The sequence below is a fragment of the Sulfurospirillum multivorans DSM 12446 genome, assembly GCF_000568815.1.
GTDB classification, from domain to species: Bacteria; Campylobacterota; Campylobacteria; order Campylobacterales; family Sulfurospirillaceae; genus Sulfurospirillum; species Sulfurospirillum multivorans.
The window spans coordinates 3,104,362-3,127,462 of the sequence record NZ_CP007201.1; the positions used below are offsets into that span (position 1 = coordinate 3,104,362).

Consider the following 23,101-nt stretch of genomic DNA (forward strand, 5'->3'; position numbering starts at 1 on the left):
ACATGTAAACAAAAGGCATACCATGGGACAAACCATCACTGAAAAGATTTTTAGCGACCACGTGGGTCACGCTGTCAAAGCGGGCGAGATTATCAAAAGTAAAATCGACATGGTCATCGGCAACGACATTACCACGCCCATTTCCATTAGGGCGTTTGAAGAGAGTGGCGCGACCAAGCTTGCCAACCCTGATGGCTTTAGCATCGTCATGGATCACTACATTCCTGCCAAAGACATTGCCAGTGCCAATCAAGCCAAAATTAGCCGTGAATTTGCGTACAAACACGACCTTAAACACTATTTTGATGAAAAAGATATGGGCATTGAGCATGCGCTTTTACCTGAAAAAGGTCTTATCGTTCCAGGCGATGTCATCATCGGTGCCGATTCACACACCTGTACGCACGGCGCTCTTGGTGCTTTTGCTACGGGCATGGGTTCCACTGACCTTGCATTTGCGATGATCACCGGTGAGAACTGGTTTAAAGTACCCGAATCCATCAAAGTCGTCTTTAGTGGCAAACCTAAAAAATACGTTTACGGAAAAGATCTCATCCTTGAAGTGATTCGTATTTTAGGAGTTGACGGCGCGTTGTACCGAACGCTCGAATTTACAGGCGATACTATTGGCTATCTCAGTATGGATGATCGTTTCTCCTTGTGCAACATGGCGATTGAAGCGGGTGCCAAAAGCGGTATCGTCGCGGTGGATGACATTACCAAAGCCTTTTTAAACGACAAAAATCTTGCACGCGAGCCAAAATTCTTCTACTCAGACGAAGACGCTACCTATGTCCACGTCCTTCACATCGATGTCGCGAACCTTGAGCCCGTGATTGCGTATCCATTTTTACCATCAAATGGCAAATCGATCAATGAAGCGGTCAAAGATGATTTGAGCATCGATCAAGTCTTTATCGGCAGTTGCACCAACGGTCGTTTGGAAGATTTGCGTATCGCGGCAACCATCTTAAAAGGTCGCAAAGTCGCACGTAAAACACGCCTTATCATCACCCCAGCAACACAAAAAATCTCCTTGCAAGCGCAAAAAGAGGGCTTGGTGGACATTTTTATAGAAGCAGGAGCCGTCTTTAGTAACCCAACCTGTGGTGCCTGTTTAGGCGGTTATATGGGCATTTTGGGCGAAGGGGAACGTTGTGTCTCCACGACCAATCGTAATTTTGTGGGACGCATGGGTGCGCGCACCAGTGAGATTTATCTTGCCAACTCAGCCGTAGCAGCTGCCAGTGCCGTTATGGGCAAAATCACCGATCCAAGATCACTGTAATGCCTTTGATCCCACTGCCTTTGGTGATTATTGCTGGTGGGAAAAGTTCGCGCATGGGAAGCGATAAAGCCTTGCTTCCCTTTGGCGGATTTAAAACACTCACCGAGTTTCAACTGCACAGGCTCAAACCTTACTTTTCTCGTTTACATGTAAGCGCTAAAAACAGCGAAAAATTTGCGTTTGAAGCCTCCTTTATCGACGATAATCCAAACTTTGCCGACCACTCACCGCTCGTTGCACTGCTCTCCATTTTGGAGCAGTTACAAACGCCCGTGTGTGTGCTCAGCGTCGATACCCCGTTTGTCACGCCTGAGATTTTTGAAACACTGTATAAAAATTTTGAAGAGGGCGATGATGCGATTGTTGCCACCTCACCGTGCGCTTCGCATCAACTCTGCGCGATTTATGCTCCGTCCATTGTGAAAACCATTCGTGCGCAACTTGCCAAGAATGAGCACAAAATCCGCTCCGTTTTCAGCCAAAGCCGTACCAAATTTATCGCTTTTGAATCAGACGAGCCTTTTTTTAACCTTAACCATCCTGATGAATACCAAAAAGCACAGGAGCTTTTATGATCGATTCACTGACTAACGTCTCTTCCCTCAATGCGTTTGAAGCCAAACTGCTTACATGTAAAAGCCCAAAACTCTTTTTGGTCGACATCAAACAGTTCAAAAATATCAATCTGGAGTTTGGCGACGAAGGGGGGAAATTTCGTATTGTGCGCGTTTTCGATGACGCTACAAAGCTTTGCAAGAGCCAAAGAGATGGAGCTTTTTCGCATACACGATGATAAATTTGCTCTTTTGCTCGACACTCCTTTTGAACTCTCCAAGATGGAGAACCTCATCTTTGCGCTGTCTGAAGAGATGGAGCGTCTAAGCTTTGCCTATCAAAATAAAAATATCGAGGTCGAAGTTCACATCGGCATCAGTTTTGACCATTTTGAACCTTTGGAAAAAGCACAAAAAGCCCTTTTAGTCGCCAAAGCAGAAAATCAACCCTTTGTCACCTACTCCGAATTTGCCAATGTGTTGATGAGTGAAAACGAAGAAGCGATGGAAGCGATGATGAAAAGTGCGATTGAAAATGGGCAAATCGTGCTCCATTTTCAAGCGATTGTTGATCAAAATGAAGAGCCTTTTTACTACGAAGCACTCCTTCGCTTAGCCTATCATCAAACCCTCCAATCGCCCAAACTCTTTTTAAAAATTGCCAAAGAACGCAATCTCTACAATGCACTTTTTGAAAGCATCGCACACAAAGTAGCACAACTGTGCGACCAAACAGGGCTGCGCCTTGCACTCAACCTCTCCTCTGAAGATCTGATCAACACCAACCATGTAAGCTTTTTGAAAACGTGTTTTGCAGAAAAATCAATCGTCCTAGAGATTCAATACGATCCAAAAACGCCTCTTGGAAATTTAAAAAAAGCGATGCGAGAACTCAAAGATGCGGGGCTGATGCTTGCGCTGGATAATGTCGAGCTGATCAACGAGTTTGAAGCAGGGCTCATTGATGTAATCAAAGTGCATGGTGATCTCATTCGAAATCTCGCACTGGGCGCATCTGCACAGCTTACATGTAAAAGCCTTGTCGTGCTAGCGCAGAGTAAACATATTCAAAGTGTGGCAACACACCTTAACGCAAAAGCCGTTGTTGAGGCTGCTCGTGAACTTGAATTTGATCTTTTTCAAGGCTATATCTTCGAGCAACCTCATTCATTGGTCTAACTTACTTGTCCTGCGCGTAAACCAGCGCTTCATCGATCTTAGAAAACTCTACCACCTGTAGTCCTTTATGATCTTTCATAAACGTTTGCGCACTGGTGAGGGTTTTAAAAGGAATAAACTCTTTTCCCATCGGTCCTACAACATCGCTTCCCACAACATAAAATGCTTTCATTCCATCGATCGCATCCCCCGTGTAGTAATCACTGACCAAAATGGTAAGCTCAGCATCTTTATGTTTCGTGTAATTGCCCCATTTTGAAGGCGCATGATAAAATTTCAACAGATCTTTCACACCATCAAACGCATGGCTAACAGGTTTGCCATTTTCACTGTAATTCATGCGCGCAGCCCATTTGGGATACTTGTAAACGAACATCCCGCATACAGGGCATTTTTCATCTTTTTCGACATGAATCGTTGTTTTATGCTCATGCGCTTCTAAACGTACAATTTCCCAAAGATACAGCGAAACCGCTTGGAGTTCTTGTTCATTTAGCTCTCCACACACTTGCGTTTTTTTCAAACCAACTTTGAGCTCCGCAATGGTGTTAAACGCTTCGAGATGAATCTTCTCTTTTTCACATTTGCCATTGTAGATTTTCTCACCCATCGGGTACATACCCTTTTGCTTTTTCTTGATAAACTCATCAACATCATTGGCTAAAGAGGCTTTTGCTTTGGCAAAGGCTGCATCGAAATTCATCACTTCACCACCATTTTCTGTCGCAAATGCTTTGGCATCGGCTTCATTAGCAAAGGCAAGTTTACTGACCATGCTCATCGTTCCAGGCACTTTGGAACCGACCACATAAAATGCACTCTTCACGTCGATGAGTTTTTCACTTTTGACATCGGTGACCACAATTTTAGAGATGTGTGATTCAATGGCTGGATAGTCCGCTGCAAGACATCTGATAGAGCAGTACTGTTTTGCGGTACCATCTTTTAAGATCACCCCATGTGACGTTTTGTAGAACATTTTCAGACTCATGCCACATATAGGACAATACGCTTTTTCATCCCCTTTTTGAATCAATTCTGGCTCACCCGTCGCCATTTTATTGAACTCATTTGCGTGTAATCCCAATGCTAAAACGATTGCGAAAACGATCACCCATAGACTTTTTTGCATCCTTTGCTCCTTTTTGGAAAATTGTGTTGAGTCTATCGCCAAAGTGTTAAATTAGTGTTAAATGTCACACGTCATTGCATCATTTCTTTCTCCTTTATATTTGCTATAATGTCCAAAAATGAAGGAGAAATGATGGTTAAGCATATTGTATTTTTTAAACTGCCTGATAATTCTGAGGCGTCTAAACAAGCGGTGAAAGATCGCATTATGAGTATGCAAGGCAAGCTTGATTTTGTGAAGCATCTGGAAGTTGGCATCAATTTTTGCACAGAAGAGCGAGCCTTTGATGTCGCCCTCATCAGTGATTTTGAGACCAAAGAGGATTTGCAAACCTACGCAACGCATCCGATTCATGTCGAAGTGGTGAATTTCATCAAATCACTGAATGCCGTCTCTAAAGTGGTCGATTACGAGTATTAATCTTTGAAAGCAACCCTTTAAAAAAAGGGAGGGAAGAGAGTATCGAACCAAGGACGATCAGGGCACACGCGATCCAAATTGCGCTGTTGGGAGCTGATCGTCCAAAAAGCACTAACATGAGTGTTGAAAGAAGCGGTGTCGCATACGAGAGCGAGCCAATTAACTTAATGTCACCTTGTTTCATCCCATAATCCCAGACAAAAAAAGCCACCCCAACGGGACCGAGTCCCAACCCAATTGCCGCGATACACTCTTCAAAAGTAGGCGTATACGTCTGCTCAAACACCAAATGTGCACATAAGGCAAGCAGTGCACTCGCACCACAAAATCCGCCAACGCTGAGGGTGGGAACTGCACCAAAATAGCGTGAAAGCACCGAATAACTGCTCCAAATAAACGCACACAAAAGCGCGTACATGTAACCGTGCGTATACTGAGAAGAAAAAGCGATCTCTTTGCCAAATCCTAAAAGTACTAAAGCTCCCAAAAACCCTAAAAGGGCTCCTGCGATATGAAACCATCGTAGTTTTTCATTGGGAAGAAAGCTGCTCAAAAGCACAATCAGCAAAGGCCAGAGGTAATTAATCAGATTGGCTTCCAAAGCAGGAGCACTTTTAAGCGCTAAAAAGTAAAAAAAGTGGTAACCAAAAAGACCGTAAATGCCCACTATCCAGACTTTCCATGGCAATCTCAGATGAATCATAATGCCTTTACCCTCTTTGATCCACAATCCAAGCCCAATCATAAATGCCACACTAAATGCCATAAACGTCAGCTGAAACGGGGGAATCTTTTGGGTAAAAACGGTAAAAAGTGCCAACGTTGCCCACAGCAAAATGGCACTAAGCCCTGCAATATTTCCTTGTTGTATACGATTCATTTTATATCCACCATTATTGCGTTATAATTTTATCTTTTGAAAGGTAACGCGTGAAAAAATTAGTTTTGTGTGCTATTCTAGCACAAATTCCTTGGGGGCTACTGGCAGATGAGCTCAGCGTTCTTGAGGATCAAGCCAAACGTGGCGATGCGAAGGCTGCGTATGAGTTAGCCAAACAATACGAGGCACAGCACAATAATGAACGTTCATTATACTGGTACAAACAAGCGGCGATTTTAAGTTTTGAAGCCAAAACTTCCCAAAATAAAGAGTTAGAAAACAGCATTGCGCAACAGCACCAAAAAGCGGAACGCACGGAAGCCATCTACAGCTCTTTCTTAACACCGTATGACGATGACGAAGAGACACAAAGTTCGGTGCGCCAAATGGTCACCAAAACATTTGACATAGCGCCTTATAAGATGAACTATCTTCTGCCCATCACGTACGACACCGTCGATCACGCAAACAGAGATAATCAAGAGACCAAATTTCAAGTCAGTTTTCAAAAAGGCTTGACCGATAATCTTTTGGGGCTCAACGAGAGCTTTGTGGTTGCGTATACCCAAACCTCGTGGTGGCAAACGGCGTCTGATTCATCTCCGTTTCGCGAGAGCAATTATGAGCCAGAGCTTTTTATGATTATGCCTCACTTTGATACCGATAGTTTCATCAAAGCCTATCAATTGGGTATCGTGCATCAATCCAATGGCCAAGGTGGTGATAAATCGCGTTCATGGAACAGAGTCTACGCCAAAGCCTTTTTCCAAGCAGGCGGACTTGTTATTTCACCTCGTGTCTGGTACCGTTTACCCGAGGATGAAGCAACCGATGATAATCCCGACATTGATGACTATTTAGGGTATGGGGATTTGGAACTGATCTATCCGTGGAAAAAACAGACCTTTAAAGTATTGGTGCGCAACAATATGCGATCCAGTGAGAACAAAGGTGCGGTGCAATTTGACTGGACATTCCCAATGTGGGCAGAGAATTTATTTGGATACATTCAACTCTATAGCGGCTATTCAGAAAGTTTGATTGATTATAATAAACGAACCGATCGTATCGGCATAGGTTTTGCGCTTTCACGCTAAGTAGGATAAAAGGGGTAAAGAAACCCATGCCAAGAGCGTGGGGCTTCTTTACATGTAACGCCTAGTTAAAATCTCTTGGAGATCTTCTTGGGCGCTCTTCGCGAGGTCTGGCTTCATTCACTTTTAAAGTTCTTCCACCGATCTCTTTCTCGTTTGTCGCTTCGATAGCAGCTAACGCTTCTGAATCATTTGGCATTTCAACAAAACCGAAACCTTTGGATCGTCCAGTCTCTCTATCACTGATGATTCTTGCACTTGATACTTCACCATACGCTGAGAACATCTCTTTAAGTTGATCTCCCGTCATCTCATACTTTACATTGCCCACGTAAATATTCATCTTGACCATACTCCTCATTTTTCAACCACCCGCGTTACCTTTTGCCCGTAACTACGTTAATTTCAAGGTAACTTGAATGACTTTTCATAATCATTGTAGCATAAAATCAAGATTTCTAGTCTGCAAGTGGGCTGTTTTTCTGAATAATGAGAAAAAATGACACACTCTTATCACACGTATGACTTAAGAGAAATGGTGTTATAATAGATTTGACTTCTTTTCCAAGCAGCAGGGCAGATTCAATCACCTAAGTGCCGAAGAGAAGAAACCAAGTAAAACCAAAGAGGGGCGGATGAAACTCACCCATTTAGATGAAAAAGATAGACCAAAGATGGTCGATGTTAGCGATAAAGTTGAGAGTTTTAGGGTTGCGATTGCCAGTGGCATGATCACGATGAGTCACGTTGCGTTTGATATGATTATCTCTCAGCAAACCAAAAAAGGACCCGTCCTTCAAACAGCGGTTATTGCAGCGATTTTGGGAACAAAACGTACCAGCGATCTCATCCCTATGTGTCACCCTTTGATGCTTACTTCCGTGAATTGTGACGTGGAAGAGCTTCCAGAACTTCCTGGATTTAAACTCACTGTTACCGCAAAACTCAAAGGGCAAACGGGCGTGGAGATGGAAGCGCTTACAGGGGTGAGCATTGGGCTTTTAACCATTTACGATATGTCCAAAGCTATCGATAAATCGATGGTCATCAGCGACATTCAACTCGAATCTAAAAGTGGAGGCAAAAGTGGAAACTACACCCGAACTTCAGCTTGATTACCCCTGTCATTGGGAGTACAAGCTCGTCCTTAGCGTCGAGCACAACGTCACCACCTTAGTTCAGGAGATCTTAGAAGAGCGCATTCATGAGGTTCGCAAATCGCAAAACAGCACGAAAGGCAACTACGCAAGTTATACCCTGCGCGTGCTTGTTCACAATGCGGACGATCGTAAAATGCTTTTTCACCTGCTGAAAAGTCACCAACACATAAAATTTGTACTGTAAAAGAGGTCACACCATGGAATCTACCTATACTATTTTTCTAGCCACACTCAAAGAGAATAAAGGCAATGCGGATCTGCTAAAACTGATCAGTGAGCTTAGCTTTGAACTCTCACGTAAAAAAGTGCAACGTCTCAAAGATGAAGCCAACATTCACAACCGCATCGGCGAGCTTTTTGAGCTTTTCTGCAAAGCACTGCACGATGAAGGGCTTAAATCTCCTCGTGCCATTAGTGCCGTGATTGATGGTCTTTTAAAAGCGATCAGCCATGAAAAAGAGGCATTTTTATACAAATCCATCTACGAAAAAGAGCAGTTAGAGAAGAGCATTTTTGCTCAAAAACAGCAAATTAGATTCACCGTTGCGGAAGCATTTTGTGTTCTTGAAGCGCATATTTCTCATATGCAACCCGAAACGCAGGAGAGTGCGTTAACCGCCCTGCACGATGCAAAACTGCGCGGAATTGAGATGCTAGGTATTCTCAAAGAGACTACCCAAGAAGCACTGCTTACCACACTTGAAAATGGCACAGACATCGCTGATACGATTCATGAGATCACCAAAAACCTCAGCTTTCAAACCATCGCCGAGGGCGATCTGACCAAACAGCGCATTATTGATATTTCCAATACGATTATTACAGCAAGTGTCGACATCGCCGATGAAGATCAAGGACATGCGAAAGATATTTTAGATGGCGCGATCAACGGTGTGCGTGAAGGCATTACCAAGGCGATCGATAAATTTAAAAATGATCTCAAATATGCGCCAACTGAGTCCATGGAAGGGCTTTTAGAGACCGATCTTTCGGAGCTTCGCAAAGAGCTTTTGCGTATGGACGAGCAGTTTATAACCCTCTTGGAAGTCACCGCTTCGCACAGTGAGGGCATTTCTGCAAGTCTCATCAAAGAGATGATCAAAGAGATGAACAGCTCAACCGCTAAAATAAAACGTGCTGCCAATGATGCCAAAGAGGTCATTAGCGAGCGCATTGAACAGCTTAAAGCAGAGGCGTCTGTTTTTGAAAAAACCTTTAAAGACAAGGCTGAGAAAAAACTTGAATCGCTTAAAAAAGATGTAAATAACTTTGAGAAAAAGGCATCGGAAAAAGTCGAATCGTTCAAACAATTTGAGTTTGAAAATGAGACCGCCAAACAGATGGCACAGGATGCGAAAAAGCTAGGATTTCGTGCATGGGAAGTGGCAAAAAACATGATGGATGGCGCAGTGAAAGGGGCAAAAGAGGCTCTTAGAAAAGACGAAAAATAACGCTTTAAACCTTTTACATGTAAGGATTTTTCCTTACATGTAAAGCCTCACACTAGGTAGTGTTCAAGATTCTGTGTCAACATCGGATAATTCCTAAAATTGTATCATAAGTTTAAAGCGTCATCAAGCCGTCCCTCAAAGTGAATGGCTAATTGAGAGATTGTTAAGCTCCAGTTTCTAATTGGCATAGTCCATTTTTGCTGGGCATTTTGAATCCCCATATAAAGTAGTTTTAGCAGGCTATCATCATTGGGAAAAGCACCTTTGGTTTTCGTTAGAGTTCTAAACTGGCGGTGGACTGATTCGATGATATTAGTTGTGTAAATAACTCTACGTATATCTTCTGGATATTGGAAGTAGACAGATAAATTATCCCATTTATTTCTCCAAGATTGAAAGACGATAGGGTATTTTTTACCCCATTTTTCTTCCAACTTATCAAGCTCAAATTCTGCTTCTTCTTTGGTAAAAGCTTGATAGACGGCTTTGAGTTCTTTAGCAAATTGTTTTTGATAAGCAGAGCCCACATATTTGAGACTGTTGCGTATTTGGTGAACTACACAGAGTTGCACCTCCGTATCTGGAAAGACTGAGTTTATCGCTTCTGGAAAGCCTTTAAGCCCATCTACCGAAGCAATGAGGATATCTTTAACGCCACGGTTTTGCAAATCGGTAAGCACCTGTAGCCAGAATTTGGCGCCTTCACTTTCATTGAGGTAAAGTCCCAAGACTTCTTTCTTGCCATCCACTCGAACACCAAGCACTGTATAAAATGCTTTTGAGATGTAGCGACCATCCTCTTTTACTTTGTAGTGAATGGCATCTAAGAATATAAATGGATACACAGCTTCTAAGGGTCTTGTTTTCCACTCTTGAAGCATTGGTATTATCTTGTCGGTTACGGCGCTTATAGTGGCTTTAGAGAAGCCTACGCAGTAAAAATCCTCTATGTGTTTGGCTATTTGGGAATAGCTATTGCCAAGTGCGAAGAGAGAAAGAATCCTTCTCTTCGATTTCACTCGTCATGCTGGTCTGGTTTTTCTTTACGATTTCAGGTTCAAAGCTACCGTTACGGTCTCTTGGAACATCAAGTTCAAAGGCACCATGATCGCTTTTCATAGTCTTTGAACTATAGCCATTTTTTCGATTTCTATTGAGGTCTTGGGAGAGGTGCGAATCTATCTCAGCTGCTAGCGCGGCTTCGGTTAGCTGTTTGATGAGTGATCCTAAGGCTCCATTTGAGCCACCAATACTCTTGCCGGCTTTAATATCTTGAGCAAATTGCTCTACGTCTATTTCTATCTTCATATCTGTGTCCTTGGGTATTTGTTATTTTACCCGATTGACACAGAATTCTGAACGGTCCCTAAAGTAATAATTTCATCATAATGTTTATCAAGTGCACTTAATCTTTTTCTAGCCTTTTTAATTTCAGTAATGTTTTCCATATTTAACTCCTAATTTTTTTATATCTACTATTCGTTTTATTTCATGCCGTATTTGGATTTTTTTAAAGTAACTCGCATTGCATATGCTTTTACATCGTTAATATCCTGTATATCAATGATCTCTTTATCCTTTGCTGTATCTTGTAGCAAAGTATTCTCAACGCCATTTACCTCACATATCACAATAAAGTCAGCTAAGGCTATATCTGCCTTAATATAGTCCCAAAACTGCTCATGTGTATTTTCAATAATGGCCTGTGGTGCAATCACATTGATGCCCAAGTCAATAAGCTTTTTTGCTTGTTCAACTAAAACAATAGGGCTCATGTCGAACCCTATCAAAAGAAGCGCTGTGGCATCGATTTTTTGAACTTTAATCTTCGCCAATACAACATTAGACGCATTTATGAAATCTTGAGTTGATTTCTGATTTCTAAAAGTAAAAAGACCTAAATTTCGCTTTAAGACATCGATAGAACGTCCATAATGAGGGGCTAATGCTTTGGCGATACCTCGATCATTTTCAAAATATTGTAAAAGTTCAAAATACTTTTTCTCAGCAATGTTTTTTAAAGCATCCCTATCGCTGTGCATTGCTACTCCCTCTCTTTTTTGAATTCAGCTTCTAGCTTCTCAAACATTTGAACAATCTCCTCTTTAGAAACAGATTGGAAATCCTCATCACTCATATTGGCAAAAAAGCTTTTGTAAAAAGCCACCTGACTGATTGTTGTTGAATTGTCCATATGAAACTCCTTGTTTTTTGTTATATATAGACTATTCGTTTTATTTTTGGGGCAAAATCAAAAAAACTCTTGAATTAAATTCAAATACGTGTAAAAATACTGCATACGAAAATAATAGGATTCGATATGGACACACAAAGAATTTTAATCGACACATCAATCGCAGTAGAGGGTGGTGAGGCAATCATCGCTAAACTTGAAAAGATTGCACCAGTATTTGTGACTGATATTGTTCTTCAAGAACTTGACGGACATAAAAACAACGCAAACAGAGCAGTTGCTTTTCAAGCAAGAGAGTTTTTTAGACAACTTGGAAATAGTAATGGCATTGCGCTAGATGTTTTACCTCTTGATGGTATGAAGTTAGAAAAAACAGATACATTGCGTAAAATGTTTTTAGGTGCTACTCCATTACATGTAATTGTAAGAAAGCCATATAAATCAAGAGATATTAACGATTCTAAGATTATTGAAATCGCAAAAGATTATAATATGACATTAGTAACGCTAGATATGGCGCAAAGGGTTAGAGCGATGAGCGAAGGAGTTAACGTGAAAGTGTTGAAAGTTAAAGAGGGGAAAAAAGCAAATTTTTTGAGCCACTTGCAAATTCAAATCCAAGCAAGTAGCTAGTTTTTTACTATAGCTGTTTCTAACTTTTAAAAAATCATTTTACTCGTGTATTGAACGAAATTGTAACTTTTTATCTCAAATTCATCTAAAAATCATATTTTTACCTCGTGCTTTATGGTTTTATTGTTAAATTTACATAGTTTTTGTATTTTTTCTCATAGAATCAAGTTAGAAGTTTTAAACTTTGATGGATACAGACACATAGAATTCCAAATGCTAAAACTGAAGCCACTTTAGTAGCTTCTTGATAATAAATTGTATTACATCCGAAATCTTCTTTAAGGTATTTATTGACTCTCTCAACCATACTTCTTTGGTTGTAGTGATGGGTATCTGAACTTTGAGTAAGGTTTAGCATTTCAATTTTTTTTGTTCTTCAAGTTTTAGTTCTATTTTTTCTTTTAACTCCGTAGAGTTTTTAGGATTGATATCAATGAGCGGTCTATGATTTAGCTTTTTGGAAAAATCTCTGATGTTATTGCTGTCGTATCCTGCATCTTGAAGATCGTAAAGATATGATACTCTTTGGCTTGTCTCATTCATAAGTGGCAGCGCCACGGAACTATCATGTATATTAGCCCCTGAATAAAAAGCAGTTATCGGAATATCTCCATCAACTGCAGATATATGAAGTTTGCCACCTATCCATACTTCACGATTACCTTTGGAGTTCTGTTTTACCCCTACGCCACACTTGGTTGATACCAAAGAAAGCATCTCCTTTGTTGTCGTCATAGTTCGTTGCTGTTGTAGGATTGTGGGCTTTTTTGAAAAAGGAGTTTCTCCTTTTTTAGGTCGTCCTCTTTTGTTCTTAGGTATTGGCTCTTTTTTGGCTTTTACAGGTTTAACTCTCAGTGGTATTTTTGTCGCATCGGTTGCATTATAAAAAAATATTGTATGCTCAAGATACTCTTTAACAAACCGCTCATGAGTCTTTGCGGCAATTTGAAGAACACTAAGTTCTTTAAAGACTCTACTAAATTTTGACTCACTTGGAATATTACTTTTGTATCTCCATCCACATAATATTCTAAGGGTTCTATCGTTCTTTAGCCTATCAATCAAATCTCTTGTTGTTTGAATATTGTAAACACTCTTTGCAATAAATGCTCGTGCAATCTCTTCCCTATCCTTTGGAGTGTTTGTAATAGATACAACAGTTAAATTTTTCTCAATCTCTGCAAAGTCTAATATCTTGATAAGCTTTTGCTCTTTATGTGATAACGCCTTTAATTGAAGATCCTCTTTGAGTATAGGAAATAAAGAGTTCTCTTGGTTTACAATTCTCAGCAACATTTTTGATAATCCAGAGGAAGCATTTTTAAAAGAAAAATTTGGTAATATACTCATTATAAAGCCTATTTGATTGGTGTTTTGGATCGTTTTTGTGGTAAAAAATTATACCATTTATACCATTTCAAAAGGCTTTTTAAAATTTAAATTAGCTTAAATTATGAGTTGTTTGTGGGAATCTGCAAGTGGCTCTTTTTAAGTAATAAATTTGGATTTCTAGCTGGTATTATAATGATCGTATTAAGTGCAATAGGCTTTATTGCTCTTTTTTCTGCATATTACTTCAACTTGTTAAATAGTAAAAATCCAATTCCTTTTATTGTAATAGGATTAATAATGGTCTCGGCTATAACGCTTTCAAATTTCTTTTATAAAGCAAAAAAAGAAGTGTTATCAGCCAATGAAAATCATAATGATTCTTTTTTACCAATCACTGGATTTGATACAGTCAATGATACTGTATACAGCTCAATAGATGGAAATATTTATCATTCTGGCAATTAATGAAAGTAAATATGGAGACTTTAAAAATTGAGGGAATATGCCTAGAAAAAAATTAGCTATTATTATTTTTGGTATAGGTACATTTTGTTTTATTGGTAGTATTTTATTTGCAGTTATTTCTAACTTATTTGGTGCTAAAGAAAATAATGTTTATAGTCTACTATTGGGATTCCCTGCATTAGTATCTATTTTGGTAGCAATTTTTATTGATCCTAAAGTAAATAGCCAAGAAAATTATGAGTACCCGCAAAATAATGAATTTATGAATACCCAAAACAGTAATATCTTATCAGATTCGGCATATTGTTCAGTTTCTGGGAATACGTATCACAGCGATGAATAATCAAAGAGGCAAGATAAATGCGGTAGTGTTCAAGATTCTGTGTCAACATCGGATAATTCCTAAAATTGTATCATAAGTTTAAAGCGTCATCAAGCCGTCCCTCAAAGTGAATGGCTAATTGAGAGATTGTTAAGCTCCAGTTTCTAATTGGCATAGTCCATTTTTGCTGGGCATTTTGAATCCCCATATAAAGTAGTTTTAGCAGGCTATCATCATTGGGAAAAGCACCTTTGGTTTTCGTTAGAGTTCTAAACTGGCGGTGGACTGATTCGATGATATTAGTTGTGTAAATAACTCTACGTATATCTTCTGGATATTGGAAGTAGACAGATAAATTATCCCATTTATTTCTCCAAGATTGAAAGACGATAGGGTATTTTTTACCCCATTTTTCTTCCAACTTATCAAGCTCAAATTCTGCTTCTTCTTTGGTAAAAGCTTGATAGACGGCTTTGAGTTCTTTAGCAAATTGTTTTTGATAAGCAGAGCCCACATATTTGAGACTGTTGCGTATTTGGTGAACTACACAGAGTTGCACCTCCGTATCTGGAAAGACTGAGTTTATCGCTTCTGGAAAGCCTTTAAGCCCATCTACCGAAGCAATGAGGATATCTTTAACGCCACGGTTTTGCAAATCGGTAAGCACCTGTAGCCAGAATTTGGCGCCTTCACTTTCATTGAGGTAAAGTCCCAAGACTTCTTTCTTGCCATCCACTCGAACACCAAGCACTGTATAAAATGCTTTTGAGATGTAGCGACCATCCTCTTTTACTTTGTAGTGAATGGCATCTAAGAATATAAATGGATACACAGCTTCTAAGGGTCTTGTTTTCCACTCTTGAAGCATTGGTATTATCTTGTCGGTTACGGCGCTTATAGTGGCTTTAGAGAAGCCTACGCAGTAAAAATCCTCTATGTGTTTGGCTATTTGGGAATAGCTATTGCCAAGTGCGAAGAGAGAAAGAATCTTCTCTTCGATTTCACTCGTCATGCTGGTCTGGTTTTTCTTTACGATTTCAGGTTCAAAGCTACCGTTACGGTCTCTTGGAACATCAAGTTCAAAGGCACCATGATCGCTTTTCATAGTCTTTGAACTATAGCCATTTTTTCGATTTCTATTGAGGTCTTGGGAGAGGTGCGAATCTATCTCAGCTGCTAGCGCGGCTTCGGTTAGCTGTTTGATGAGTGATCCTAAGGCTCCATTTGAGCCACCAATACTCTTGCCGGCTTTAATATCTTGAGCAAATTGCTCTACGTCTATTTCTATCTTCATATCTGTGTCCTTGGGTATTTGTTATTTTACCCGATTGACACAGAATTCTGAACGGTCCCTCACACTACGGCGCTTTTGGCGCTGAAAATACAATATTTAAAACCTCATCATTACTTTTTTCATTCGCTTTGGCAATTTCTGAAACAGACTGTTTGTGTGATGCTAAGATCTGATTGTCGGCTAATTTTTTAACCACCATATCTTCATCCAAATCCACAAATGCCGCTACTTTTGAAATCGGCGCATTGAGCATCGCACTAAAAAGTTGATTTTTAGGGGAGATGCTTTTGGCTTGCGGATTGATCAATGGTAGAATGATAAATGCTGCGGTGACGAGAAGCGCAAAAGCAGCTGACACAAAGGTGGAGCGTTTTTTGAAGTAGGAGAGAAACCCGCTCCAATTTTTGAACAAATGCAAACATCCAACAAGTGCAAAAGCAAACCCCAACCAAATATGCAACGACTGGATGGAAAACATACGAATTTTAAAATACATCAAAACACCGGTAATGGAAACAACCACAAATACGACGGTTAATAATGCACTCAACACATTTCGAGGGATTACCTTCATCTTTAACTCCTTGGAGTGGAATTATAGATGATTTATATTAATCCTTTGTTAATTCATTCAATGCCAACCGAGTGCATAAACATCACTTTATCGGCGACTAATTTGACTTTGATGTAGTGCTTTTCATCGCCCCACGTACAATCACTCACGCCTGCCATCGCATCGCAATTGGTCGCTTTGTCCAAAAGATCGGTTACTTGCGTGTAGCTCATGCCCACTTGAATCTTGTCATAATTCTCTTTGCTTACCTTGGTACATCCTGTAAAGATAAGCAACGCTAAGGCTATCATGATATATCGCATGCGCACTCCTTGATTCGATCTTACGTTAGACTATCATATTTTTTCTTTTTAGTGGCTTTGCGATGCCAAAACAAACATTTGCGCATGTTCATTTTCAAATGTATAACACCGCTCACACACCTTTTCACCGCCTTTGTAGGAAAAAGCACATTTACATGTAAGGCAGACCTGTAGATCGTGGTGCATTAAAACAACCGCTAGATCATAGGCAAAATCCACCAAATCCACCGCTTTGCGCACCTGTCGTATCGCCTCTTTTTTACAAATCGCTTCACAAATACCACACCCGATACACGTGCCCATTTGAAAAAGAAGTTGGGTCTGATCACCATTGTAGCTCAGTGCATTGCTCGGGCAAAACTGCACACACTCTTTGCAGTTATCACAATTTTGAGCAATCTCTTTCGTATGTAAAAAAGAAAAAGGCTCTACCCTCAAACTCGCAGAAAGTGTTTTTTTAAGCACTTTTTTTAACTCTGCTCGTGGTGCTTCTGGTAAACTTGGAACGAATTTAGCAGGTGCGATGAAACGCTCAAAAAAGGCTCTGCGCGTGCTCTCTTTAGGCTTTTGGGAAGCGAAGCTAATGCATTCATTTTTGTGCAATTTGCCCATAAAATCATTGGCTTCATCAATGCGCACACGAATCCTTTGCTCAACAGCACCCCCACGGTTATGCTCACACGTTGCACACTCCAAAAGATTACATGTAACGTTTTTCCCTTCTAGTAAAAGCGCACACCATTCATCAACGCTAAATGCACCTAAACAGGGCATTTCACCTTTACATGTAAAGAGTGGTGAGCTCTCTTTTTTCACAAAATCTAACGCTTTTTGCAAAGAGTGTCCATACAAAGAGAGCGCTTTGGTGGGACACGCTCCCATGCACGCTCCACACTGTGTGCATAAAGGGCTAAGGCGCAGTTTGCCTTGCTTAAAAACAAACGCTTCGTGCGCACAAGCATCTTGGCACAACGTACACGCATTGTTCGCATACTCATTACGCAAACACGCCAAGCGATCCAGTGCAAAAGCCCCAACACGGTCAATGTAAAGTGTTCGCTCTAACATAGTCCCTCATAATCCGCGATGATAAACTCCGCGCCCAACGTGCAAAGTCCCCTATAAAAAGGTGTTTGCGCCATTTCAGCCATGCTCAAAAGATACATTGGTGCCCAATTTAAAAGATGCTTTTGCATAAATGCCCTTTGTGCCTCAACCTCATTTTTCAAAATCAAATTTTGCATAAAAGCACACTCAAGACTGAGATGATCAGGGGCTTGAAGCTCTGATTTTGTGAGATTGAGCTCATAGCCATGTTCAAAGTAAAACTGCATCACAGGGTTTTGAAGCCCCACTAAAACCTCATCCTTGTCATCCAAAATGGCTGATTCAATGGGGAGTGAGTGCATCAAAAAAAGCGAGCTAAAATCGACATTGAGTACCTCTTCTAGTTCAGGCAGTGGAGTGGTGACAAACCACTCCACCTCCTCATCTAGCACCATCTCCAAAATGGCTCTGTCGTTTTTAAGCTCACCTATAAGCTTCTCATCCAAAACCGTTGCAAACATTTTGGATAAGAAAGCGTACATCTGCGCTCTGTTTTTAGCATTCACTATAAACATCCCTTAAAGAAGCTTTTTTGAGGTGGTGGAGGTGCTTTAAAGCCACTAGCGACAATCGTATCATCTCTAAGTTCCCCCGTAATCGTCACCTCATTCATGTTCATCGGCTCATCAAGTTTGTAGCGAGGAATGGCACTGTAATCAATCGCATAGCTTTTTTGCTCATTGTGAACAAACAACACGAGTTCATCGGTTACGTTATCGCCAAACTCCCAGCTTTTGAAACACTCACCACTGCCACACACAAAGCTTTCCAAACGACAGTCTGAAAAGTAACCATTCTGCGCGCACCATTTACTGGTTAAAAACCCTTTTTTCTCGATACTCTCGGCACATACACTGACCGCCAAAAGCACCAATAACAGTGTCATTTTTTTCATTTTTCGACCTCCACTTTGAGGGTTTTCATAAAGGCAACCAGATCATTCACGCTTTTCTCATCCAAATGCGCAAACGGTGGCATCGTTGATGTACGCACGCCTTTTTCATCGCTTGTGTACCATAAAAAGTTTTTGTGCGCATTCAGGTTGTAGCCAGGAACCACGACCGCACTTGGCTCCATGATGGACTCTTTTAGGTAACTTGCATTGGCGTATCCTCCGATATTGGAGAGATTTGGCGCCATGTAGTTAGGGGCATTTTTCACCGTTTTGTACTGATGACACGCCGAACAGTTCTCCATCATCAGCGTTTCACCATTGCTCGCATCACCTTTGACTTCATCCAAAAGGGCTAACGCTTTGGCTTTAGCATCCAGACTCACACCCACCCAAGCACTTAGGAGTTTTGAGCCATCACGGTTTTTCTTCTCGCCATCCCAGATCGCAAAAGCAACAGGAAAACTGTCCTGAAGGCTTAGGTGCTCACTTTTAAGCGGTCGCACCAAAAGCGCACTCCACATACCTTTGTCGTACTTCATCTCCATCAAAGAGGGCTCAGCGTTATCTCGAATCTGTGTCATAGAACGAAATCCCTCCGCAATAAATGCACGTTGATAATCACCACTCCCCTGCTTTGCAACCTCATTTTTGTACGAAGTAAGCTCTTTTGCAAAGGTGTTTTGGTTGGATGTGTTCACTTGATGGTAAACATCGCCACTGTTATTGGGCTCAAAAATCGTGCCCGTTGCTTTTTGCAAATGCACGATGACCGCTCGGTTCTCACTTCCCATTCCAATATAGGGTAGTTTGTCATTCGCAGTTGAAAATTGCACCGCAAAACCATCGCTGTAGTCGGTAGTGCTTTGCACTGTTTGAAGGCTTTTGGTTTTATCTTTCCATTGAAGTAAAAATGCGACTGATTTTCCATCGCTCAAAGTCTTTACATGTAAGATTTTGGCGAGGTTCGCTTCATTGGCTCTCACCAGTTCCGCATCATTCATCTCTATGGTCGTTTGAGGGTAGACCTCAACGCTCTGAGCTTTTGCTTTCTGCCAAAGAGGAGACGTTAAGCTCACTTTAGAAAGATCCTCTTTTACATGTAAAGCGTTCAAACTCTGCGCCATTAAACTATTTAGCCCTAAAAGGCTGACTAACATCATGATCGTTTTGAATGTTTTCATGCGTGTGCCCCCTTCGTGAAAAACGTCATCTTAGCGGTGAATTTGCCACTAAGATAGCGCTCATCCACAGGCTTGATAACGGGCATTCCTTTAGACTTAGCATACTCAGCGTAATAGTTGCCATCAAGCCTAAACATATCTTCATGCTTGTACGCAATGAGCAAGTCCATCAGTTCACTTTCTCCTGTCTCTTTACGCTTTTTCATCTCAGCCCGAAGCGTCCTAGCTGCTTCATGCACCTCTTTGCCAAAAAGTTTTTCTAGTACTTCTGGAGGAATGCGCTCACTTCCCTCAATAATTTTTCCACTAGCATCAAATTTTGGTGGTGCTTCGGTCGGTGGCACGTAGTAAACATTTGATTCAGTACCATAATCAGGACGCAAAGGCAGTGCCACTTTAAACTTTTTCACCAGTTTATAGACTTGCCCCTCTTCATCATCCAAAAAGCCAACAAAGCGAATGCGCCCAACACACTGTTGCGCACAGGCTGGCGGTAACCCTTTCTCAATGCGTGGGAAACAGAGAATGCACTTCTCACTTTTAGAGATGCGTGGATTAAAGTAGATTTTTTTGTACGGACACCCTGCGATACAATAGCGATACCCTTGGCAACGATCCAAATCCACTAAAACCACGCCGTCTTGATCGCGTTTAAAGATGGCGTCTCTTGGACAGGCACTGAGACACCCTGGATTGGTACAGTGATTACAGATACGTGGAATGTAAAAGAAGTAGTTATCGTTCGGGAAATCCCCCGCTCCTTCATCTTCATCCCAATTGGGTCCCCATTTTGGATCCACATGCGGTTTAAACGCTGCCCCACTGGCAAGCTCATCATGGTTATAATCCCAAGGCACGCCATACTCACCTTGCAAGCTTGGCACAACGCCAGCTTTCAAGTCGCCCGCTTCATCAAACCCACCGCCGAGTTCTTGCCACTTTTTAGGGTAACCCTCACCTGGGTAGGTCTCTACATTGTTCCAGTACATGTATTCACGCCCATTGCGGTTCGTCCACTGGGTTTTGCAAGAGACAGTACAAGTCTGACAGCCGATACATTTATTAAGATCCATTACCATGGCTAATTGACGTTGTGACATGACCTACCCCCTTGCCTTTTCAAAATTGACCGCGCCATCGTAGGCGTATTGATTTCCATCCCAAAGTCCCCCAAACTTCAAGTGCCCCCAGCCATCCGCCATCTCCAAAAGATTGAGCGCTGTTGGTACGACTTCATTATGTCCTCGTTTATTTTTGTACATATACGGTTCCCATCCATCTTCTAAAACAATACCATCGGGTGGACACGAAGAGCTCAATTTTGCCATCGCATAAAACTCGCCAATAGCGTTAAAAATGCGAATCGAATCGCCGTCTTTAATCCCCTTCATTTTAGCCACTTCACGATTCACTTGAATCGCAGGAACACCTCTTTGTAAACGAAGCAGGGTACGGCTTGTTTTGTAATTGGAGTGAATACTCCATCTTGCATGCGGTGTTAACATGGCAAACGGATGGGCTTTAGTATCGGGACGAATGCCTTGCATACCGGTGTTGGTTTGTGCTCCCATCTTAATGTACATATCATGATCCACGTAAAAGGTTTGACGACCGCTGAGTGTCTCTAGGCGTTGAAATTTAAAGAGATGATCTTCGTTAGAGTTAAACGGACGATCGGCATAGAGTGGTGAACTTTTCGCCGCTTTTTCGTTAAGCTGTAAAAAACCACCCGTTTTGTACATCTTCTCAATCGTCCACGGCTCATACTGCACACAGTTCGCCAATGCTGCTTCCACCGCTTGCTTGTCAGTGCCTAAGAGTGGCTCCATCTCAGAGCGACTCTCTTCATCGCTGTTCGTAAACTCTTGATGCACGATGCTTAGGTCATGAAAACCCTCTTTGGCATAGCGTTTGTCATCTTTGACTTTGGCTTTCTCTTTGTTCTCAGGCTTATTGGCAATCGCTTCAAGCTTTTTGGTAATGAGCGAGAACATACTCCACTCATCCATCGCTTCCCCCACAGGTTTGAGGTTTTTAGCCGGTTGTGCTAGGTTGGTAAAGCGATGATACCCAGGGCTTGAGCGTATATCCCACACCTCGTAGTGGCTTTTGGCTGGCAGTAAGATGTCGGCATAGACAGCCGCTTCACTCATACGTGTATCAACATACGCAAAATATTTGGTCTTTTTCAAGAAGGCTTCTTTGTAGTCACTGCCTTTGTTACGCCTAAACTTCGCATCGGCAACGATAAGCGCAATTTCAGGCGTCCAGTGTGGCTTGACCCCTTTTTCTTTGCCGTCTTTGCCTTTTTCAAGAAGCAATGAAACAACCTTCATATACTCCTCTTTACTCATACCATTTTGCGCACGTCTGACATCGGCATCACTAAAATACTTCTCAAACGTCTTCATACCATCGCCCAAAATAAACTCACCCACAAAACCTGAGCCAAAGCGTGCAGTGTATTTGCCACTAAAACCGCTGAGTGCTTCCAGACCGCTGAGTTGGAACTCGTTTTCCGTATTCAAACCGCCATACGGTCCCATGCGTCCTGTTAAACCGCAGATAGAAGCGATGTTCCATATAGACATCATTCCATTAAAGTATTTGTTCAAACTAAAACCTGTGGTAATCTCAACAACTTTTGGAAGTGCTATGTCACGGGCTAGTTGACGTACCGTGTCTGGATGCACACCCGTCTCTTTTTGAGTAGCTTCAGGGCTGAAGCGTACAGTGCTTCGCTTTAACATCTCAAAAACAGTGGTCACTTTCACTTTTTCACCATTTAGGAGTGTGACTTCAAATTCACCCTCTAACAGTGGCTCGATACCAAAGTCGCTTAGGCGCAGGGTTTTATGCTCACTTCCTTCACTTCCAGGCATGATGGCTGGCGCATTGGTTTTGGCATTCCATGCGTAAAATTGCTCATCAAAACTGTGATGTTCTTTCTCGTCTTTTGCTTTTTCTACCTCTGAGCGTCGCAATAGTTTCTTGTTGTCAACTCTTACTAAAAAAGGAAGATCGGTATAGGTTTTTGCAAAAGCGGGTTTATACATCTTTGCATTTAAAATCTCATAGATAACACTCATAGCAAGGATATTGTCGCTCCCTGCTTTAATCGGTATCCAAAGATCCGCGGCTCTGGCACTGGCATTAAACTCAGGGGTAATGACGATGATCTTCGCGCCATTGTATTTACCTTCCCACACAAAGTGCGCATCAGGAATACGTGAGACCGAAGGATTACCACCCCAAAAAACTGCGGTGTTAACCGTGTACATAAAGTCATACGTACACCCGAGGTTTCCCTCGCCATAGGCAATCGCCGCACCACTGAACATATCGCCAAGGTAAGACGCTGGATAAATTCTTACAGCACCCAACTGTGTTGAAAGTCTTAATGGTCCACCGCGTCTGCCTTCGGTTAAAAGACCCGTTCCTGCATGTACCATTAACTTCTCAGGGCCTTTTTTAGGGTCTGTCATAACATCCCAAATCTTTTGTGCGACTTCACTAGAGGCTTCATCCCAACTGATGCGCTTCCATTTTCCCTCGCCCCGCTTGCCCATACGTTTCATCGGGTAGAGCAATCGGTCTTTTTCATACATAATCTGGGAGTGCTGCACACCCTTATTACAGCCTCT

The 23,101-nt window shown here is 41.6% G+C and carries 27 protein-coding genes and 1 pseudogene; 12 read left to right on the forward strand and 16 right to left on the reverse strand.

Features of this window, described 5'->3' with window-relative positions; all coding sequences use genetic code 11:
- The first annotated feature begins 22 nt into the window (after window positions 1-22).
- The 4 genes from leuC to SMUL_RS16105 are packed head-to-tail and all read left to right on the forward strand — an operon-like array spanning window position 23 to window position 3,021.
- On the forward strand, window positions 23-1,288 hold the full coding sequence (leuC, locus tag SMUL_RS16090) for a 3-isopropylmalate dehydratase large subunit (protein ID WP_025346278.1): 1,266 nt from the start codon (window positions 23-25) through the stop codon (window positions 1,286-1,288).
- On the forward strand, window positions 1,288-1,863 hold the full coding sequence (mobA, locus tag SMUL_RS16095) for a molybdenum cofactor guanylyltransferase (protein ID WP_025346279.1): 576 nt from the start codon (window positions 1,288-1,290) through the stop codon (window positions 1,861-1,863). The genes leuC and mobA overlap by 1 nt, the downstream gene beginning before the upstream one ends.
- Window positions 1,860-2,081 carry a hypothetical protein gene (locus SMUL_RS17205; protein ID WP_025346280.1) on the forward strand — a complete coding sequence of 74 codons (222 nt, stop codon included), beginning with the start codon at window positions 1,860-1,862 and terminating at the stop codon, window positions 2,079-2,081. Before mobA ends, SMUL_RS17205 begins: the two co-directional genes overlap by 4 nt.
- Complete coding sequence (locus SMUL_RS16105) at window positions 2,056-3,021, forward strand: EAL domain-containing protein (RefSeq protein ID WP_025346281.1); 966 nt, start codon at window positions 2,056-2,058, stop codon at window positions 3,019-3,021. Before SMUL_RS17205 ends, SMUL_RS16105 begins: the two co-directional genes overlap by 26 nt.
- Before the next feature lies 1 nt (window position 3,022).
- Here SMUL_RS16105 and SMUL_RS16110 read toward each other — a convergent pair whose 3' ends face one another.
- Window positions 3,023-4,153 (reverse strand): nitrous oxide reductase accessory protein NosL, encoded by a 1,131-nt coding sequence (locus SMUL_RS16110; protein ID WP_025346282.1) that lies wholly within the window; start codon window positions 4,151-4,153, stop codon window positions 3,023-3,025.
- A 129-nt stretch (window positions 4,154-4,282) separates the two neighbouring features.
- On the opposite strand from SMUL_RS16110, the gene SMUL_RS16115 reads away from it, so the two are divergent.
- A complete protein-coding gene (locus SMUL_RS16115) occupies window positions 4,283-4,573 on the forward strand; it encodes a Dabb family protein (RefSeq protein ID WP_223809734.1) in 291 nt (96 codons plus the stop codon).
- On the opposite strand, the gene yddG is transcribed toward SMUL_RS16115, so the two are convergent.
- The gene (yddG, locus tag SMUL_RS16120; RefSeq protein WP_025346284.1) at window positions 4,548-5,453 is read right to left on the reverse strand and encodes an aromatic amino acid exporter YddG; all 906 of its coding nucleotides are present in this window, start codon (window positions 5,451-5,453) and stop codon (window positions 4,548-4,550) included. The genes SMUL_RS16115 and yddG overlap by 26 nt on opposite strands.
- 50 nt (window positions 5,454-5,503) lie before the next feature.
- Between yddG and SMUL_RS16125 the strand changes: the two genes are divergently transcribed.
- Entirely contained in the window at window positions 5,504-6,550 is a 1,047-nt protein-coding gene (locus tag SMUL_RS16125; protein ID WP_025346285.1) for a phospholipase A, read from the forward strand.
- Between the two features lie 61 nt (window positions 6,551-6,611).
- Here the strand turns inward: SMUL_RS16125 and SMUL_RS16130 are convergent, their stop codons facing one another.
- Entirely contained in the window at window positions 6,612-6,890 is a 279-nt protein-coding gene (locus SMUL_RS16130) for an RNA recognition motif domain-containing protein (RefSeq protein ID WP_025346286.1), read from the reverse strand.
- A 292-nt stretch (window positions 6,891-7,182) separates the two neighbouring features.
- Between SMUL_RS16130 and moaC the strand changes: the two genes are divergently transcribed.
- Genes moaC through SMUL_RS16145 form a run of 3 tightly spaced genes read left to right on the forward strand, consistent with a single transcriptional unit; the run spans window position 7,183 to window position 9,158 of the window.
- Window positions 7,183-7,662 carry a cyclic pyranopterin monophosphate synthase MoaC gene (moaC, locus tag SMUL_RS16135; protein WP_025346287.1) on the forward strand — a complete coding sequence of 160 codons (480 nt, stop codon included), beginning with the start codon at window positions 7,183-7,185 and terminating at the stop codon, window positions 7,660-7,662.
- Window positions 7,634-7,891 carry an HP0495 family protein gene (locus SMUL_RS16140; protein ID WP_025346288.1) on the forward strand — a complete coding sequence of 86 codons (258 nt, stop codon included), beginning with the start codon at window positions 7,634-7,636 and terminating at the stop codon, window positions 7,889-7,891. Before moaC ends, SMUL_RS16140 begins: the two co-directional genes overlap by 29 nt.
- 13 nt (window positions 7,892-7,904) lie before the next feature.
- Entirely contained in the window at window positions 7,905-9,158 is a 1,254-nt protein-coding gene (locus SMUL_RS16145) for a DUF6781 family protein (RefSeq protein ID WP_025346289.1), read from the forward strand.
- A gap of 104 nt (window positions 9,159-9,262) precedes the next feature.
- Here SMUL_RS16145 and SMUL_RS16150 read toward each other — a convergent pair.
- The 3 genes and pseudogenes from SMUL_RS16150 to SMUL_RS17210 form a co-directional block, all read right to left on the reverse strand.
- Window positions 9,263-10,466: pseudogene (locus SMUL_RS16150) on the reverse strand (IS256 family transposase).
- 176 nt (window positions 10,467-10,642) lie between these two features.
- Complete coding sequence (locus SMUL_RS16155) at window positions 10,643-11,200, reverse strand: hypothetical protein (protein ID WP_025346290.1); 558 nt, start codon at window positions 11,198-11,200, stop codon at window positions 10,643-10,645.
- Window positions 11,201-11,202: 2 nt separating this feature from the next.
- Window positions 11,203-11,352, reverse strand: coding sequence for a hypothetical protein (locus SMUL_RS17210; protein WP_158506034.1), 150 nt, complete (start codon window positions 11,350-11,352; stop codon window positions 11,203-11,205).
- A 126-nt stretch (window positions 11,353-11,478) separates the two neighbouring features.
- On the opposite strand from SMUL_RS17210, the gene SMUL_RS16160 reads away from it, so the two are divergent.
- A complete protein-coding gene (locus SMUL_RS16160) occupies window positions 11,479-11,985 on the forward strand; it encodes a type II toxin-antitoxin system VapC family toxin (RefSeq protein ID WP_025346291.1) in 507 nt (168 codons plus the stop codon).
- A 351-nt stretch (window positions 11,986-12,336) separates the two neighbouring features.
- On the opposite strand, the gene SMUL_RS16165 is transcribed toward SMUL_RS16160, so the two are convergent.
- Window positions 12,337-13,335, reverse strand: a complete 999-nt coding sequence (locus SMUL_RS16165; RefSeq protein WP_025346292.1) for a transposase — start codon at window positions 13,333-13,335, stop codon at window positions 12,337-12,339.
- Window positions 13,336-13,509: 174 nt separating this feature from the next.
- Here SMUL_RS16165 and SMUL_RS17140 point away from each other — a divergent pair, with 174 nt between their 5' ends.
- Together SMUL_RS17140 and SMUL_RS16170 are read left to right on the forward strand one after the other, a co-directional pair.
- Complete coding sequence (locus SMUL_RS17140) at window positions 13,510-13,782, forward strand: hypothetical protein (protein WP_148295315.1); 273 nt, start codon at window positions 13,510-13,512, stop codon at window positions 13,780-13,782.
- A gap of 37 nt (window positions 13,783-13,819) precedes the next feature.
- Window positions 13,820-14,125, forward strand: coding sequence for a hypothetical protein (locus tag SMUL_RS16170; RefSeq protein ID WP_025346293.1), 306 nt, complete (start codon window positions 13,820-13,822; stop codon window positions 14,123-14,125).
- 70 nt (window positions 14,126-14,195) lie between these two features.
- Here the strand turns inward: SMUL_RS16170 and SMUL_RS16175 are convergent, their stop codons facing one another.
- The 9 genes from SMUL_RS16175 to SMUL_RS16215 form a co-directional block, all read right to left on the reverse strand.
- Window positions 14,196-15,398, reverse strand: a complete 1,203-nt coding sequence (locus SMUL_RS16175; RefSeq protein ID WP_025343245.1) for an IS256 family transposase — start codon at window positions 15,396-15,398, stop codon at window positions 14,196-14,198.
- Window positions 15,399-15,462: 64 nt separating this feature from the next.
- Complete coding sequence (locus SMUL_RS16180; RefSeq protein ID WP_025346294.1) at window positions 15,463-15,972, reverse strand: DUF4405 domain-containing protein; 510 nt, start codon at window positions 15,970-15,972, stop codon at window positions 15,463-15,465.
- A 53-nt stretch (window positions 15,973-16,025) separates the two neighbouring features.
- On the reverse strand, window positions 16,026-16,274 hold the full coding sequence (locus SMUL_RS16185; RefSeq protein WP_025346295.1) for a lipoprotein: 249 nt from the start codon (window positions 16,272-16,274) through the stop codon (window positions 16,026-16,028).
- A gap of 48 nt (window positions 16,275-16,322) precedes the next feature.
- Window positions 16,323-17,342 carry a 4Fe-4S binding protein gene (locus SMUL_RS16190; protein WP_025346296.1) on the reverse strand — a complete coding sequence of 340 codons (1,020 nt, stop codon included), beginning with the start codon at window positions 17,340-17,342 and terminating at the stop codon, window positions 16,323-16,325.
- Window positions 17,336-17,887, reverse strand: a complete 552-nt coding sequence (locus tag SMUL_RS16195; RefSeq protein WP_025346297.1) for a TorD/DmsD family molecular chaperone — start codon at window positions 17,885-17,887, stop codon at window positions 17,336-17,338. The genes SMUL_RS16190 and SMUL_RS16195 overlap by 7 nt, the downstream gene beginning before the upstream one ends.
- Window positions 17,887-18,276, reverse strand: a complete 390-nt coding sequence (locus tag SMUL_RS16200) for a hypothetical protein (RefSeq protein WP_025346298.1) — start codon at window positions 18,274-18,276, stop codon at window positions 17,887-17,889. Before SMUL_RS16200 ends, SMUL_RS16195 begins: the two co-directional genes overlap by 1 nt.
- On the reverse strand, window positions 18,273-19,457 hold the full coding sequence (locus tag SMUL_RS16890; RefSeq protein ID WP_025346299.1) for an ethylbenzene dehydrogenase-related protein: 1,185 nt from the start codon (window positions 19,455-19,457) through the stop codon (window positions 18,273-18,275). The genes SMUL_RS16200 and SMUL_RS16890 overlap by 4 nt, the downstream gene beginning before the upstream one ends.
- Window positions 19,454-20,557 carry a DMSO reductase family iron-sulfur subunit gene (locus SMUL_RS16210; RefSeq protein WP_025346300.1) on the reverse strand — a complete coding sequence of 368 codons (1,104 nt, stop codon included), beginning with the start codon at window positions 20,555-20,557 and terminating at the stop codon, window positions 19,454-19,456. Before SMUL_RS16210 ends, SMUL_RS16890 begins: the two co-directional genes overlap by 4 nt.
- A 3-nt stretch (window positions 20,558-20,560) precedes the next feature.
- Window positions 20,561-23,083 (reverse strand): molybdopterin-dependent oxidoreductase, encoded by a 2,523-nt coding sequence (locus SMUL_RS16215; RefSeq protein ID WP_223809735.1) that lies wholly within the window; start codon window positions 23,081-23,083, stop codon window positions 20,561-20,563.
- Window positions 23,084-23,101: the final 18 nt, after the last annotated feature.